13 protein-coding genes are annotated in these 15850 nt (G+C 57.2%); 6 read left to right on the top strand and 7 right to left on the bottom strand.

Going from position 1 to position 15850, the window contains the following annotated elements:
* Positions 1–34: 34 nt before the first annotated feature.
* From ACR0K5_RS14840 to ACR0K5_RS14820, 5 genes are all read right to left on the bottom strand, one after another.
* A complete protein-coding gene (locus ACR0K5_RS14840; protein ID WP_480630426.1) occupies positions 35–3235 on the bottom strand; it encodes an adenylate/guanylate cyclase domain-containing protein in 3201 nt (1066 codons plus the stop codon).
* A gap of 524 nt (positions 3236–3759) precedes the next feature.
* Positions 3760–4542, bottom strand: a complete 783-nt coding sequence (locus ACR0K5_RS14835; RefSeq protein ID WP_480630425.1) for a heme ABC transporter ATP-binding protein — start codon at positions 4540–4542, stop codon at positions 3760–3762.
* 3 nt (positions 4543–4545) lie between these two features.
* On the bottom strand, positions 4546–5622 hold the full coding sequence (locus ACR0K5_RS14830; RefSeq protein WP_480630424.1) for a FecCD family ABC transporter permease: 1077 nt from the start codon (positions 5620–5622) through the stop codon (positions 4546–4548).
* The gene (locus ACR0K5_RS14825; protein WP_480630423.1) at positions 5619–6464 is read right to left on the bottom strand and encodes a heme/hemin ABC transporter substrate-binding protein; all 846 of its coding nucleotides are present in this window, start codon (positions 6462–6464) and stop codon (positions 5619–5621) included. Before ACR0K5_RS14825 ends, ACR0K5_RS14830 begins: the two co-directional genes overlap by 4 nt.
* Positions 6464–7519, bottom strand: coding sequence for a hemin-degrading factor (locus ACR0K5_RS14820; protein ID WP_480630449.1), 1056 nt, complete (start codon positions 7517–7519; stop codon positions 6464–6466). The genes ACR0K5_RS14825 and ACR0K5_RS14820 overlap by 1 nt, the downstream gene beginning before the upstream one ends.
* A gap of 240 nt (positions 7520–7759) precedes the next feature.
* Between ACR0K5_RS14820 and ACR0K5_RS14815 the strand changes: the two genes are divergently transcribed.
* From ACR0K5_RS14815 to ACR0K5_RS14790, 6 genes are all read left to right on the top strand, one after another.
* Positions 7760–9787, top strand: coding sequence for a TonB-dependent receptor domain-containing protein (locus ACR0K5_RS14815; protein WP_480630422.1), 2028 nt, complete (start codon positions 7760–7762; stop codon positions 9785–9787).
* Positions 9788–9806: 19 nt separating this feature from the next.
* Entirely contained in the window at positions 9807–10238 is a 432-nt protein-coding gene (locus ACR0K5_RS14810) for a hypothetical protein (RefSeq protein ID WP_480630421.1), read from the top strand.
* Between the two features lie 4 nt (positions 10239–10242).
* Entirely contained in the window at positions 10243–10908 is a 666-nt protein-coding gene (locus ACR0K5_RS14805) for a MotA/TolQ/ExbB proton channel family protein (RefSeq protein WP_480630420.1), read from the top strand.
* Positions 10898–11272 carry a biopolymer transporter ExbD gene (locus ACR0K5_RS14800; protein WP_480630419.1) on the top strand — a complete coding sequence of 125 codons (375 nt, stop codon included), beginning with the start codon at positions 10898–10900 and terminating at the stop codon, positions 11270–11272. The genes ACR0K5_RS14805 and ACR0K5_RS14800 overlap by 11 nt, the downstream gene beginning before the upstream one ends.
* The gene (locus ACR0K5_RS14795) at positions 11269–11664 is read left to right on the top strand and encodes an ExbD/TolR family protein (protein WP_480630418.1); all 396 of its coding nucleotides are present in this window, start codon (positions 11269–11271) and stop codon (positions 11662–11664) included. Before ACR0K5_RS14800 ends, ACR0K5_RS14795 begins: the two co-directional genes overlap by 4 nt.
* Positions 11665–11819: 155 nt before the next feature.
* On the top strand, positions 11820–12467 hold the full coding sequence (locus tag ACR0K5_RS14790) for an energy transducer TonB (protein WP_480630417.1): 648 nt from the start codon (positions 11820–11822) through the stop codon (positions 12465–12467).
* A 9-nt stretch (positions 12468–12476) separates the two neighbouring features.
* Here the strand turns inward: ACR0K5_RS14790 and ACR0K5_RS14785 are convergent, their stop codons facing one another.
* A complete protein-coding gene (locus ACR0K5_RS14785) occupies positions 12477–13409 on the bottom strand; it encodes a phosphotransferase (RefSeq protein ID WP_480630416.1) in 933 nt (310 codons plus the stop codon).
* Between the two features lie 11 nt (positions 13410–13420).
* Entirely contained in the window at positions 13421–15844 is a 2424-nt protein-coding gene (locus tag ACR0K5_RS14780) for a GcvT family protein (RefSeq protein ID WP_480630415.1), read from the bottom strand.
* Between the last annotated feature and the right edge of the window lie 6 nt (positions 15845–15850).

Below are 15850 nucleotides of genomic sequence, written 5' to 3'. Positions count from 1 at the left end.
CTGCTGCCCTGTGCGGAAGGGCAGTCAATCTCGTTCATTTTGTTTCGTTCAATTTGTCCAGCAGATCGCCGGCCCGTTGCTCCAGAACAGCGGCACCGCAACTATGGGCAAGTGCGAGCGCTTGTTCCGCCTCGGCAATTGCAGCGTCCATATCCCCCCTTGCGGCAAAACCTCTTGCTCGCACACGGTGATATTCAGGTTTGTTCAGCGTCTCTCCTCGTTCCCAGCCGGGAATGCAAACGGTTTCGAGCCGGGCCAAAGCCTGATCAATGTCGCCGCGATCAATCATTAACTCGGACAGAACAATCTGATTCTGCGGAAAAGTAAAGTTTCCACCAGATTTGGAAATCAGGTTCATGCACGCTTCGATGCGTTCCGGAACACCCTCGATATCGCCTTTCCCGGCCTGTGCAAGACCCATATAGATGTCCTGCATGGCGTGAAGGTAAAGAAACCCTTCCTCGTCGGCGATTTTTCGGGCCTCCTTCATCGTCACGTCAAGCCGGTCCCATTCGCCCGCGTAGGGCAGGAACATGCTGCAGGCACCCATGATATAGACAAGGTTGGGCGCATGGTTCAGCGCCCTGCTCACCTCAATGGCTTCCAGCCGCGCGGCTTCTGCTTGCTCGAATTTCCCTTGCTGCCACTGCAGGCATCCCTGAATGGCCAGCAATGATGCGGTCGTGGAAGACTGGGTCATAGGCATCATGGCCATGTCCAGCTCCGGCGTGATCAAAGCGAATGCGCGTTCCAGCTGTTGTTCACATTCCGCAAATTCACCACGGAAGTAATGAGTAAAGCTCGAAGCACGCGCGGCAAGAACATTGGCAACAGGATCAGCGGACATGCCGGCCATCATATCCAGAGCCTGCCCCATTTCCATCGCCCGGTTCATCTGACCGCCAACAAAGAAGTTGGTCCATCGGCAGAAGGTCGCAGCGAACAGGGTCTCGCCGTCGCCCAAAGCCTGGGCCAGCTCCATCGCCCGGGCCGCAGTCTCTCCGACCTGGTCGGCCGACCATCCGTAGATCGCCATGTAAGCTGGCAGAATATTCATCTGCACCCGAAGCTCGAATCCATCGCGTTCCGCGTTGGCTTTCATTGTCCCGATGTTGCGAAGGGCAGCCCGAAAGGCAGAAATCGCAGGCAGGTTCGCCAGCCGGGACAAAGCCAGCTCACCGGCGGTGACCCAGTTGGCAACGGCCTCATCTTTCAACCCGCCGAGGTCGCAGTGATGCGCCACGGTATCAGGGGCCGGGCTACCGAAAGCGTTGTGACCGGCCAGCAAGGCTTGGGCGATTTTCAGATGTACCTTCTGTCGGTCTTCCCGCAGTAACGAATTATAGGCCGTGTCCTGAACCAGCGCGTGGTTGAACGTATAGGTGGCCGATCCTGAATCGCTGGTAATCAGCACAACGCCTGCCGCCATCAGCTGCATAAGGGCGCTTTCAACATCCATATCGTCATGCGCGACCGCGTGGATCATCTGAGCGGTGAAACTGCGCCCGATAACCGACCCGAGCTGGGCAATTGGTTTGGCATTTTCCATCCGGTCAAGACGCGACATCAACGAGTCCTGAAGGGTGGCCGGGACGCTCAGCGCATCCAGAACCTCGGCATTGATCGGGGCGTCCTGGGGCAATTGATCCAGAACCGCCTTTGTCATTTCTTCGATGTACAGCGGCACGCCATCCGCTTTCTCGATAATCTGCCTGATCAGGATGACCGGCAAACTGTAAGGCTCGGCCACGCGCCGAACCAGTTCGGATGCTTCGGTGTTGCCAAGCGGAGACAGATCAATGCGTGCCGCTTGGCTTTCGTAATGCTCCGGCGGTTCGTATTCAGGTCGATGCGACAGAACCACCAGTACCGGAAAATTGCTCAACGCCGACGCCAGCGCATCCAGTACGTCCAAAGTGGTTGCATCGGCCCAGTGAACGTCTTCAACCACCAACAACAATGTACCGCGCCTGTCACACAGGCTGCCCAGACTGCGCAGCAATACGTCCAGAGATTTGCGCGCTTTTTTCAACGGGTCTGACTCTGTCGACAAGCCTGTCTCTACACCCGCCAGATCAAGAAGAACTGGCAAATCCGCTTCGCTCAGGCGAGAGGCGGTTTGCACGAATCCGGAAATCGCAGCCCTGATCCTGTCATTCGACTTGTCACCTGAAACGCGCCTCAACTCTCCGACAATCGGGTGCAGGGGAAGACTGGTCAGATGAGGGATACACTGCAACGTAAAGGGCTTGACCCCGATTGTTTCAGACAGCGATTTTATCAGCCTCGACTTGCCTATACCCGCCGCACCGCCAACAAGCGCCAGCCTGCCTGAGCCTTCCTGGGCTTCGCTCCAAAGCCGGGTCAGAGTTGAAAGATCGTCATGCCGGGCCACAAGATCGACCGCGGATTGACCCACCCGCGCGTCGAACCGGCTGGTGGATATGATTTCCGACACCACGCGATACACTTTGCGCTGATTGTCAAAACCTTTCAGCTCATGGCTGCCACGTGGTTCGAACTCAAAGGCACCTTGGGTCAGCCGCCAGGTCTCTGAGGAAATGATCACTTCACCCGGATCGGCCAGCCCCTGAAGGCGGGATGCAAGGTTCGCAGTTTCACCCACCAGGAAATCCTGAGATCCCAGGCTTTTCGAAGAAACAACGCCCACAACAACCATACCGGTCGCAATACCAGCCCGCAGGTCGAGCTTTTCTCCAAACTCGTTTTCAAGATTCTGAACGGCTTCAATGGTTTCCAACACAGCCCGCACAGCGCGTTCGGCATCATCCTCCATGGCCTTGGGGTATCCGAAATACATCATGATACCGTCACCCTGCCGATAAGCCAGATGGCAGCCGTGTTGTTTCAAGGTACCGATCGCCGTATCCAGATACAGGTTCATGATCTGCATCAAATCTTCCGGATCATACCGCTGAGCCAACCGTGTTGACCCCACAAGATCGCAGAAAACCAGAGTAAGTTGCCGACGCTCAGCCTTCGACCGGACTTCGTATCGCGTCGAATCTTCCTGTGATTTCAGCTTGGCCTGTGCCTTCCGAAACCGTTTTCTTTCGCCAACCGTCAACCCCAGGTCACGCAGTTCCGGGTCCGTCAACTCGTCCAGAACACTGTCGTCCACGCCTTCTCTCTGAAACAGAGTGGAATGGTCATTCAGATCTGCCAGATGAAGGACTTTTGAAATGCGTGGTGATGCCTCAAGGACTCGCGTCATTTTTCTGCGACTCCGCCCATATCTGTCCCCCTGTTATCCCCTTATTACATATTGTATATGTATAAGCCAAAATTTGAGAGGATATTAGGCTGAATCCGCATCAGGTGTGGATAGTACTGTTAACTTGTTACATTGATTGACAGAAATATGTCAGAATAACCGCACCGTCGCGCATTTTCCCTGCTATTTCATTGGCTTCCAGTATCAGTTTGATTTTTCGCGGTTGGATTTTGAACCAATGGTACGCCAACAGGGGCGTTATTTACCTGACGTGACGTTAAGATGAAAAGTTGCCCGTAAACGTTGCAGCAGACATAGAAAACGCTTCGGAAAGCTAACGTTCTAGGTTGCCCAATATTCCCGATTGTCCATATCTCGATCCAAAGGCAAAGCCCGGATGGGTGTTTGGGCCAGTGGGCGCAGATGCCGACATACATGGCCGTTTCATTCAAAATGTTTCGCGCCAAGCTGGCGCCACAGCTTCCACTTCTGCGTCAGGGATACAGGCCATTAGACCGCGCCCCTCAAAGCGGTTGAGAAGCGGATTGCGGAAGGACAAATGGAACATGAAAGCCGGGAAGCGTATTGACCGGCAACCGAATGCCATAGACCTGCTGCATCGTGTCGTCGTTGAGGATGGCAGAGGGCGGACCCGAGCCCCAGACATGCCCCTGCGACAGGACATAGACGTGATCCGCGAACATCGCTGTCAGGTTCAGATCATGCATCACGACGATGACACCCCCACCTCTGGCGGCGAAGTCCCGCGCGATACCCAGAACGGTGAACTGATGTGCAATGTCCAGGTTTGCTACCGGCTCGTCCAGCAACAGCCACTTGGGTTGATTGCTGTCTGTTGCCTCCCACACTTGTGTCAGAACACGGGCCAGTTGCACCCTTTGCTGTTCGCCTCCCGAAAGAGCTTGATAGGGCCGGGATTCGAACCCTGCCAGATCCACATGGTCGAGTGCCCGTGATGGCAACCGATCATCCGCGGCAGCGAGCCCATCCGCCAGTCCCAGCCGGACAATCTCGAGCACGCGAAAGGGGAACGCCACGGTTGAAGACTGAGGCAAAACCCCACGCATCGAAGCGAGTTCCCACGGCCGCAGATCCGCGATGTTCCGTCCATTTAGCGAAATCCTTCCCGTCGTCGTAATTTCGCCAGCCAGCGCTTTCAACAAGGTGGATTTGCCCGACCCGTTGGGCCCGATAATTGCCGTCACCTGCCCGGGGTTGGCGTGAAAATCGACACCATGGAGGATGTCCTTCCCGCCCAGGCTGACGCGAATACTATGTCCATCCATCAGTTACATTCCCATGGTTCCATGACGGCGCAGCAGAATCCACAGAAAGACCGGAGCGCCCAGAATTGCGGTAACGATTCCAATTGGCAACTCAGCCGGGGCCACAACGATGCGGGCGATCATGTCCGCGCCCAGAAGCAAGCTGCCGCCAAGCAATGCGGCGTTGATCAGCAACCGGTGATGATCCGGCCCGGTGGCCAGTCGCAGCAGATGTGGCACCACGATGCCGATAAATCCGATGCCACCAGACACGGCGACGGCGGCCCCGGTTGCTCCGGCGACGGCCAGAATGGCGATGTTCTTGCTGCGCTGCACGGGTATCCCAATGTGATGGGCAACCGCTTCCCCCATGGCCAAACCATTCAGGGACCGGGCCAGAAACAGAGTAGCGATCAGAGCGATCAGGATAATGGGCGCTGCACTGGCAACTTTGACCCAAGTTGCACCGGCCAATGAGCCCATGCCCCAGAAGGTGAGATCCCGGAGTTGCTGGTCATCCGCCATATAAACCAGCACTCCCGAGGCAGCACCTGACAAAGCCCCCAGCGCGATCCCGGCCAGCAGCATGGTCGCCACTGAAGTCTGTCCCTGCCGGGTCGATACCCGATACAGGATCAGGACCGACGCCCAGCCACCCAGAAAAGCTGCAATCGCGATAAGCCCGCTTCCCGTCCAGGCCAGTAGAGAGGCTGGCAGGTAGCCGACAAGAACAATAGAGACAATAGCGCCAAGCCCTGCACCCGCGCTGACGCCGACTATGCCCGGATCGGCCAGTGGGTTGCGAAACAGCCCTTGCATGACCACGCCCGAAACCGCCAGCGCAGCGCCGACCAGAACACCCATCGCCAGCCGGGGCAGGCGAATGTCCCACAACACAATGCGGTTCAGCCCCGACACGTCCCGCCCGGTCAACAGGTTATACAACGCGGTGGTCACCGACGCCTGCGACGCCCCAATGGACAGGCTGACCACACTGGTCACACCCAGCAAAACAATCAGAGCCATAGTGACCCGTCGGGCCGCAGCCCGGCGGTTCCGGGCGCCATGGTGCAGGCCGTCACATTCCATTGTCAGAGTCATGAACCATCGGCCCGCAATGCAAGTGACAAATCAGAAATAGCACCGGCTGTGCGCGGCCCGAACCCCAGCAGATAAGCACCTGACATCCGGATCAGTCGCCTGTTCTGGCCCGCAGGTGTCAGCCTGATCGACGGCAACGCAAACAGGTCGTCATCGGTGATGATGTGATCGCCCTGCCGGTCCATCATCAGGATCACATCAGGCGCGGTTGCGGCCAAAGCTTCGGGCGTTATCGGTTTGAACCCCACTACATCCTCAGCCGCGTTCACAGCGCCGGCCAGACGAAGGATACTGTCTGCCTGCGTTTCGGCCCCACCGACAATGATCTGACCGTCTTGCACCGAAAGAACGAACAACACTCGGGCAGGGTCCGCCCCAGCAGCGCCAATCGCGGCGGCCCGAGCCTGATCCAATTGAAGCTTAGTCTGTACCGCAAGTTCGTCTGCCTTGTCCGCAACACCCAGCGCATCCCCGACGGCCCGAATTTTCTGAAGTATACCGTCCTCAGAGAATTCATCCGGAATGGCGACATACTCCACTCCGGCCTGTTCCAGAACTGCAACGGCGTCCGGTGGGCCGGATCCCTCCAGCGCCAGGATCAGGTCCGGTTCCACTGACAGAACGCCTTCGGGTGACAGGGCGCGACGATATCCGATATCGGGCAGCTCTGTCGCCTCTGACGGATAGGTCGAGACCCTGTCGCGCGCGACAAGCATGTCCTGTTGCCCCAAGGCATAGACAATCTCTGTCAGCGAGCTGCCGATCGAGATGACACGTAGCGGTTCCGCCAACGCAGCCGATCCCAGAAACAGTGCGCCGCAAGCGACCAGAAGGGATCTCATTACGCCACCTCAACCTGTGAGAGTCTTTCCAGACCAGCAACCAGCTTGTCCCATGCTGGGCGATGATCTGTCTCACCTGCTCGTCGCCCAAAGATCTGGAAGATTAGTGCGCCTTCGGCGTCGAAGGCTTCGACCGAAACTGCGGGACCACGTTGCGTGGGTTTGTTCACCGCCCAGACTTCGGCGATATGATCTGTACGCAGGTGCAGGTTGAAACGCGGGTCCAGCACGTTGAACCATGGCCCCATTTGCTTAAGCACACGCACCGGCCCACCGTGGATTTCGATACATCCACGGTTGCCGACAAAGACCATGACCTCCAGTTCCTGATCACGAACCTGCTCGAACATTCCCGGCACCGCGCCGGGCCGCAAGGCGCGAACCAGTGGCTCACCCGCGATGCGATAGGCGCCAAGCCTGTTCATCTTCAGCTTTGAGGTGAGGCGCAAAAATTGATGAGTGTCCGTCATCTTGGCCCACTCTGTGCGAAGAATGTCGGCCTTTTCGGGGGTGGACTTGGGGGCTTCTGCCGGTTTGCGCGAACCGGCATCCAGCACTTGCGACTGATCCTCCGACGCCAGTTCATTCACCAGCTCGCGCCAGTGAAAAAGATCGGAGTTTTCACGCAGAAAAATCTTGTGCACCGAGTCCCCTGCGGCATCGAACACCTGAAGGGATCGTCTGATGCCAGCCTCGGTCGCTCGCTCGACAGCAAAGATGTGCACCCATTGCTTTGGGAACATTCGCAAATCGATCTCTTCGGTCAGCACCATCGCGGCATGAGCGCCGGAATGATAATTGTCATATTGCCCGACCTTTTCGATCACACAGGACGGGTTGCGCGTCAGGGCCATGACCTCGCCCAACCCCGAAAGCCGCGGGAACAACTGGTCCATGTCGGCCGCCAGCCGTGTCACGTTTATTCCTGAAAAGGCCGCAACCAGTTGCCCTTCCGTCAGGCCCAGTGATTCTGCGAGATCGCGATCCCGTTTTCCAGGGTTCTGGACATAAGATGCACGAATGTCTTCCGGGGCCATAAGCGCCTGTTCCATCATAGGTTTTTCCATCTTCGAGTGGTTTTCTGGAGGCGCTGGCCCGGTCTCTGACAAAGTCGCAAACCCGCTGGCAGGGATCGTTTGATCGATCATGAAAATATGTTGACTGTTTTAGTAAGCTTTATTAACGAACACAAGTCGCTGAAAAAGGCGATTCCAAATAACAACAAATAAAGACTGACCACCGCCAGCAGCGCGCAAGCAGTTCCGGTCCTCTAAAACCGTATCAAAGGGACAGAAATGCGGACGCGAATTCAAAAGATGGCGCTGTTGGGCACCGCCTCATGCCTCAGCCTGATCGCCTCGGGTGCTTCGGCGCAGGAACAACAAGACGGCTTTCTCGGCACGCTGGAACTGGGTGAAAGCAAGCGAGAGATCCAGACGGGAACCGCCGTACCAATTACCAATATCGATCAGGAAGAGATCAACGACCGTCAGGCCAATACCGTGGCCGAGCTGATCGATTCTGTACCCGGCGTTACACTGGTGAACGGGTCAACACCGCAGGGCTCCGGTATCAATATCCGGGGTTTCGGGGCCAATGGCACATTTGGCACCGACCAGAAGGTCCTGATCCTGATTGATGGTGCAACTACCGGGGCGGAAGAGCTGTATCGCATCGGTAACCAGTTGTTCACCGACCCGCAGCTTTACAAAAGCGTCTCGGTTATCCGCGGCACGGTCGGATCGTTCGAATTCGGATCCGGCGTCGTCGGCGGTGTTGTTCAGCTGGAAACCAAGGACGCTTCAGACTTTACAGGCGGCGAACCGGGCTTCCGTTTCCGCCAGACACTTGAGGGCTACTCCAACGGAAACGGAATTGCCTCATCCTCGATTCTCGCATGGCAACCGAATGAACAAACCGAGTTTCTGTTCAACTACACCTATCGCGATCAGCATGATCAGGAAGACGGAAGCGGTGCCACAATTGGCAACAGTGCCTTCACCCTGCCTTCGCTGCTGGCAAAGGGTAAATACAGCTTCGGTCAAAATCTGGAGCACTCGATCACCGCGTCGTGGAACCAATCCACATCGGAGGAACGCGATGTGCCCTATGACTCGTTCGGAACCACCACAGATTCCTTTGGCAATGTCGACCGTGACATCGACACGCAGATTGCCGTCCTGCGATACCAATATCGCCCGGCCGGAAACGATCTGGTCGATCTGGATGTCAATCTGAGCTATTCGGAACAAGCCATTGAAAGCACTTACGTTCCCGGCTCATCCAGCCTTGAGGGCACGCCGTTCTTCCCTAGCATTCGGGCATTGGCCGATGCGACGCATAATTATGAAACGACCAAGCTGACGATCAAGAACACGTCTTATTTCCAGACCGGCATCGCCTCGCACGATCTCCGGGCCGGGATCGAATTCATCATTCGCGAACGTCTGGATGCGGCATCTGCCCCGGGCGGCACAGACCGCCGGGTCGCCCTGTTTGCTGTGGATGACATCCAGATCGGCGATCAGCTGACTGTCACACCGGCCATCCGATATGAAACGCAGGATATCGAAGGCGACGGCACCACCGCACCCTTTAACGCGAACTATGACAACGACGCCCTTATGGGAGGATTGTCGGCACGCTACGAATTCGCCAGTGGCTTTGCGATCTTTGGCGGCGGCGCCTACACTGAAAGCCTGCCGATCATCGATGATCTGGGTACGCCTCTCTATATGACGCAACCCGAGAAATCGCGCACGTGGGAGGCCGGTTTTTCCTTTAACCGAGGCGATATCTTTGCCGAAGGCGACATCGTTCGTGCCAAGGTCAACCTGTATGACACCAATCTGCGCGACGTGACCTCCTATGTCTCGGGGCGGCCCTCGCGTCCACTGTCCGAGATCGAAACGCAAGGCGTCGAAATCGAAGCCTCTTACGCAAACGCGAGTGGATACTATGTCGATTTTAACGCAAATTTCGTGAATGGCACGGAAACCAATGCAGCAGGCGTTGAAAGCACGTGGCGGAATGAGCCTGCAGACTCGGCGCGTATTACTATTGGCAAAAGGTTCGGCAAGGCTCTCGACGTCAGCTGGGAACTGTTAGGCGCGAAATCTTCAACGGATTCCAGCGGGGGTTCTGTCGGCGGTTACGGCGTGAACACCCTGCGTGCCACCTATCTGCCGCAAGAGGGTGCGTTCCAGGGCTTCGAAGTTCGTGCCGGCATCGAGAACATCTTTGACAAGACCTATCTGCCGAACCTTTCGACCCGAAATTCACCGGGCCGGAACTTCAAGCTGACACTGGCCAAAACCTTCTGATCCCAGGAAAGGACCCGCTATGCGAAAACAAACAAAAACGGCTGGCGCGGTCCTGCTGTCCCTGCTCTCACTTGCGGTGGCGGGGACGGCCCAGGCGCAAGACAGTGCAGTCTCTATCGAGCTGAGTGCTGCGCAGTCAGACGGACAGAGTTGTCTGCTGAGTTTTGTGGTGGAAAACGCGCATCCGGCCGACATCAGCGCGGCCGTCTATGAAACAGTGCTGTTCGATGCAGAAGGCGGCGTCGCCTTACTTACCCTTCTGGACTTTCAGGACCTGCCATCAGGCCGCCCCCGCGTGCGGCAGTTTCAGTTTAATGACATGGCGTGTGACCAGATAAGCCGCGTTCTGATCAACGGCGCGGAAACCTGCACGATGCCCAAGGGTTCAACCGATGCCTGCACAAATGGTTTGCGCCTGAAAACCCGGTTAAAAACCGAATTTATTGGATAGGGTAATGGATCAGATACAACAGAAACTGATGGCTCTTGTGGATCTGGGCGGCCCTGTTGTGGCCATTCTGATCCTGACCTCAGTCGCAACCTTGTCGTTGGTTCTTTACAAACTGTGGCAATACAAGGCTGCGGGCGTTGGCCGCCATGTCGAGCTGTCCAGCGCTGTCGAAGCCTGGGACCGGCGGGACAGCTCAGCAACCCAAGACCATCTGAACAAAAGCCAAAGCTACCTGGCACCAGTCATTGCCATGGCAATGACAGGGCAGGGCACCACTCTGTCCGACCGTACTGACGCTGAGGCTGAAGCCCGATTTGCTCAGTTGGAGCGGGGATTGAACGTTCTGGACATTGTTTCCCAGATCGCACCGCTACTGGGGTTGTTCGGCACCGTTCTGGGTATGATCGACGCCTTCCAAACCCTTCAGAACGCGGACGGAGCAGTTGATCCGTCCTTGTTGGCCGGGGGCATCTGGGTGGCGCTGATGACAACAGCCGCCGGGCTGGCCGTGGCCATGCCGACCTCGCTTATCCTGACCTGGTTCGAGGCCCGAATGACGCGGGAACGCATCTTTGCCAATCGTGCGCTTCGCACGGTGTTCGCTCCGGGCCATGCGGCTGACACCGCCGCAGACACATTGCCCGCCATTGCGTTAGCTCATGCAACTTGAGACCCACAGAAAACGACGCCACCGGCTGTCGATGACATCCCTGATCGACGTAATCTTTCTGCTGCTGCTGTTTTTCATGCTCACCTCGACCTTTTCCAAGTTTGGCGAGATCGAACTCGCCACGGCAGCAGCTGGCGAAGGGGCAAAACCAGATCGGACGATCCGGTTTGTTAAGCTCGAGCGTGATCGCCTTCTGATCGATGGCACGCCCGTTGCCCTGAATGAAGCGGCCTCATTGTTTAAAGGAAAGTCAGAGGAAACCGCGCTGATCAGCCTTGGACCAAGCGCATCGTCACAACAACTCATCGACCTTCTCATCATCTTGCATGCTGTCGACCAGTTGAACACACAGGTCATCGGATGATTTCGCTGCGCCCCAAATCCAGAACCACCCGCGAGCCGACGATCGCGCTGATCAACGTTGTGTTTCTGATGCTGATTTTCTTCATGATCGCAGGCACATTGGCTCCGCCGCTGAGCGACGCCGTACAGCTGGTTGAAACCCTGGATCTTGACGGACGCGAACCCCCCGACGCGCTCGTCATTCGTGCTGACGGCACATTGGAATACCGAGGCGCCGAGCTGACCGGCGCCGAAGCCTATGTGGAGCGGGCCTCGATTGACCTGCCGCTGGACACGGTGCGGATCGTCCCCGACCGCTCCACCCCGGCAATTCGACTGAAACAGGTCAGCGACGCGTTGCGCAACTTGGGTGCTGAAAGTGTCTTTGTCGTCACCGAAAGGGGGCTGCAATGATCCCCCGATCCCCCATTGCCGCCACAGCCGCCGTTCTGCTCGCGGCCACGGCGCATGGGCTGGCGCTTTAAGATGCCCCGACTTCAGATACGATTAGCAATGAAGGTGGCGGAGAAGCAAGAAAAGCCGCGCTCGGGTCGTCGTTTAACGATTATGTGGCCGGAAGTAGCACACCCGTTTCTGCTTCTGCACGGCAGAAAACCGTTGCAAAAATTCCTGTTAGCACCGGTGTCACTCCTACATCGAAGACGCAATCGGTCGTCCAACCCGTTCAAACAAAGACCCGGTCAAAAGCTGTGGTCAATACACATACCGTTCCATCTCAGGACATCCAGAAACCAAATAAACAACCGTCTTCCGTCCTGCGTCCTGAGGACACCGGTAAAGTCAACACCAAGGACGGCCGACAAGAAACCAGCCAAGCACCTTCACAGGCAGGTAACGCGCAGAAATCAGCCGAAAAAGGATCGACAGACGGGACGAAATCCGACAGCGCAGCAAGTGCAAAGAAAACTACGCAATCCAAAAAGGGGCAGGGGAACGCCTCAGCCAGCACCTATGCCGGTTTGGTAAAGCGCAAAATAGCCCGTGCGCGCCGCAAAAGCGTAAACATCCGCGGGAAAGCACTGATTTCTTTGCGTATCGGAGATCGAGGAGAGCTTGTAGCACTCCGCGTCGCGCGCAGTTCCGGTTCAAACCGACTTGATCAGGTGGCCTTGGCTCAGGTCAGAACAGCGGCTCCCTTTCCGCCGCCGCCCACCGCGGCGAGGCGGGATTACACAATTGAAATTGTTGGAAAATAATTCAGGCGTCTATTCTTGCGCCACGGCTCTCACATGCGCAGCAAAGGACGGGGCCAGCATCAGCGCCTTGCATCGATCGAACCGGTTGGTGGCATAGGCCCAGAAATCTTCGGCCGGGTTTTCATCCGCGTGCTGGATCAATCCCCAAAGCGTCCAGAGAAGATCGCACATAGCCTTGTAGATCACCATACGCCCGATCTGAGCCTCACTCGGCGGGCCACCGAAATAGGCCGTCAACATCTCAAGTTCCTGTTCCTCGCTCAACCCGGCTTCGACTGACAGATCACCCAGATCCCAAAGGGCATCGTTCATGCCTGAATATTCATAATCGACGATCCACATACTCTCCCCGTCATCCAGAAAATTTTCGCACAAGGGATCGCAATGGCTGGGGACCAATGTCCCGGGATTGTCCTGCAACAGCTCGCGGATCGGGGCTGCTTCGGCCACAACGTCTGCGTAACCTTCTGGCAGGCTTGCGTTTTTGTCCGCGAGCACGTTCATGTATTCGCTGATCATTGAAAACAGCTCGAACCGGAACTCGAACGGCTCCAGGGCGTCATGAAGCTGTCTCAGAGCCTTTCCTGCACGGGCGGCGGCTCCGGGTCGCGTCGCAAACATTTCGGGTGTCATAGTGACGATGTCAGGAACGCAATCGCTGATCATCACGCCCGTTGACGCATCCGCCCACAAGACTTTGGGGCCGACCCCGGTTTTTGCCGCCACCCGTGCGTTGTGGATCTCAACCGCGCGATCGATATAGGCTTCGGTTCCTTCGCCGGGGATGCGCACTATCACCGTGCCTGGCCCGCCTTCGACGCGGTAGACCAGATTGGTCAACCCGCCCAGTCGCTGAGTGTGAAGGTCGGCCTCAGCAATGGTTTCGAACCCTTTCACATTGCGAAGGGCCTGAATAACCTCTTTTTTTGGCTCGTTCTGCATCAATCCCTCCCTCAGGCTTTCAATCGGTCGTTTGCGGGATCAAATAGCGGCCCATCCACCCGGCGGATGGCGTGGCGCTCCCCGAACAACTCCACTTCAAACTCAGACGCTTTCGCCAGTTCCGCAGGCAGATAACCGTAGAGGATGGTCTTGCCGACGGTAAACCCATAACCACCACTACACGCCAGCGAGACTGTTTTGCCGGAACGCAGTATGGTCTCCCCTCCGGTGATCGGCAGCCGCTCATCCGTTATGAATGTACAGAGATGCCGGTCAGGTCCGGTTGCTTTCTGCGCCTCCAGCACGGGTCGCCCGATGAAGTCCTGTTTTGATTTCAGATGCATCCGTGACCCAAGGCCTGCTTCGATTGGCGAATAGTCGGGGGTGATGTCGGCGCTCCAATAAAGATAACCTTTTTCCAGCCGCAAGGACTCGATGGTACGGTACCCGATATCACGGATGCCATGGCTCTGACCGGCTCGCCATAGCAGGTCATAGACGTGCAGGGCGAATTCGGTTGGAATGTGCAACTCCCATCCCAGCTCTCCCACGTAACCTATGCGGATCGCCCGAACCTTTGCTGCCCCCAGAGTGATCTCTCGGGCAGTCGCAAAGGGAAACGCCGAGTTCGAGGTATCCTCTTCCGCAACCGCCTGCAGCACATCCCGCGCTTTCGGGCCGCAGATGTTGATCACGGCCCGAGCTGACGTCATTTCGATGAGTTGCGCCGACCCATCTCCGGGCAAGTGTCGACGTATCCAATCTGCGTCATGCACACCAAATCCAGACCCTGTCACGATGTAGAAATGGTCACGCGTCAACCGGGTGACAGTGATATCAGCCTCAACACCACCGCGATCGTTGCACAATTGCGTGTAGATTACCGAACCATCCGGCCTGTCCATGTTTGAAACGGCAAGGTTTTGAAGGGCATCCAGCGCGCCGGGGCCGATCAGTTCGAACTTGGAAAAACTGCTCTGGTCGATCAGAACAACACCCTCGCGCGCGGCGTTATGTTCCTGTTCGGCAAAAACTTTCCAACCCGGGGCCAGAAAATCCAGCTGATCCACCGGATCCACGCCAGCCGGAGCAAACCAAAGCGGCCTTTCCCAGCCATTTTTTGATCCGAAAACCGCGCCGTGTTGTTTCAGCCGGTCATGCAGGGGCGACAGGCGCAGGTCTCTGGCCGTCTCTGCCTCCTGCCCCGGATAGCGCATCTTGTAGTGATGCGCGTAATGCTCTACCGCGCGGGGATACATGAAAGCCCGCGTGGCGTGATGCGGGCTGAACCGGCGCACATCGAGTGGCCAGAGATCTAGGCTCGGGCGGCCTTCGACGATCCACTCTGCAATCATTTCGCCAGCGCCGCCGCCTGCGGCAATACCATACAGGAACCCTGTCGCCAGCATCAGATTCCTTAGCTCTGGCGCCCATCCCATGACAAAGTCGCCGTCGGCGGAATAGGGGATGGGTCCGTTGATGACCTGCCGGATGCCGACGGAGTTGACGACCGGTGTGACCTGACCCGCCAGTTCGGCAAGGGGGGCAAACCGGTCCAGATTGTCGGGCAACAACTGCCGGACGAACTCTCCGGGAATGCCTTTGTCGCCGAACGGCAATGTGTTGTCCTCATACCCGCCGATCACAAGTCGTCCGCCCGCATCAGGCTTGTAGTACACCAGCCGCTCAGGGTCTCGCAGGGTTGGCAAGCCTTTGACAAGTTCCGGGTCGGGCAAAGGTTCCGTGACGATATACTGATGCTCGATGGCACAAGCCGGGACGACCACTCCCAGTTTCTCGGCCAGTTCGCGGCTCCACATTCCTGCGGCCAGAACCACGGTATCCGCTTCGTATTCCCCTTCGGACGTCACTACTTTGGCGATGCGTTTGTCGCGGATTTCAAAATCCGTGACCTGCACAGATTGGCGAATCTGCGCGCCATGCATCCGGGCACCGGAAGCGATTGCCTGACACAAGCCCGCGGGATCAACATGACCGTCCGATGGGATAAAGGCCGCGCCTTCCAATCCCTCCGTGTCGATATAGGGAAACAACGTCTTGGCCTCGGCCGCCGAGATAATCTCCATCTCCAGATCAAAACTGCGTGCCATTGTTGCCAGGCGCTTGGCCTCCAGAAGCCGCTCTTTGGTTGCCGCAAGACGCAGGCTGCCGACCTTTTTCCAGTCGAACTCCAGCCCGGTTTCCTCGGCCAGCCGATCATAGAGCGCCACCGATCGTTTCAGCATCCGCGTCGTATTACGAGACGACCGCAACTGCCCGACCAGCCCCGCCGCATGCCAGGTGGCCCCTTCAGTCAGGGACGCCTTTTCCAGAAGAACCACATCCGTCTCGCCCGAGCGTGCAAGATGATAAGCGATAGAACATCCAATGATGCCGCCGCCAATAATGAGATGTCTGGCCGAATGCGTCGTCATGAGCCT

The organism is Ruegeria sp. AB9 (genome assembly GCF_056542585.1).
This window is presented reverse-complemented; position numbering and strand designations above follow the sequence as displayed.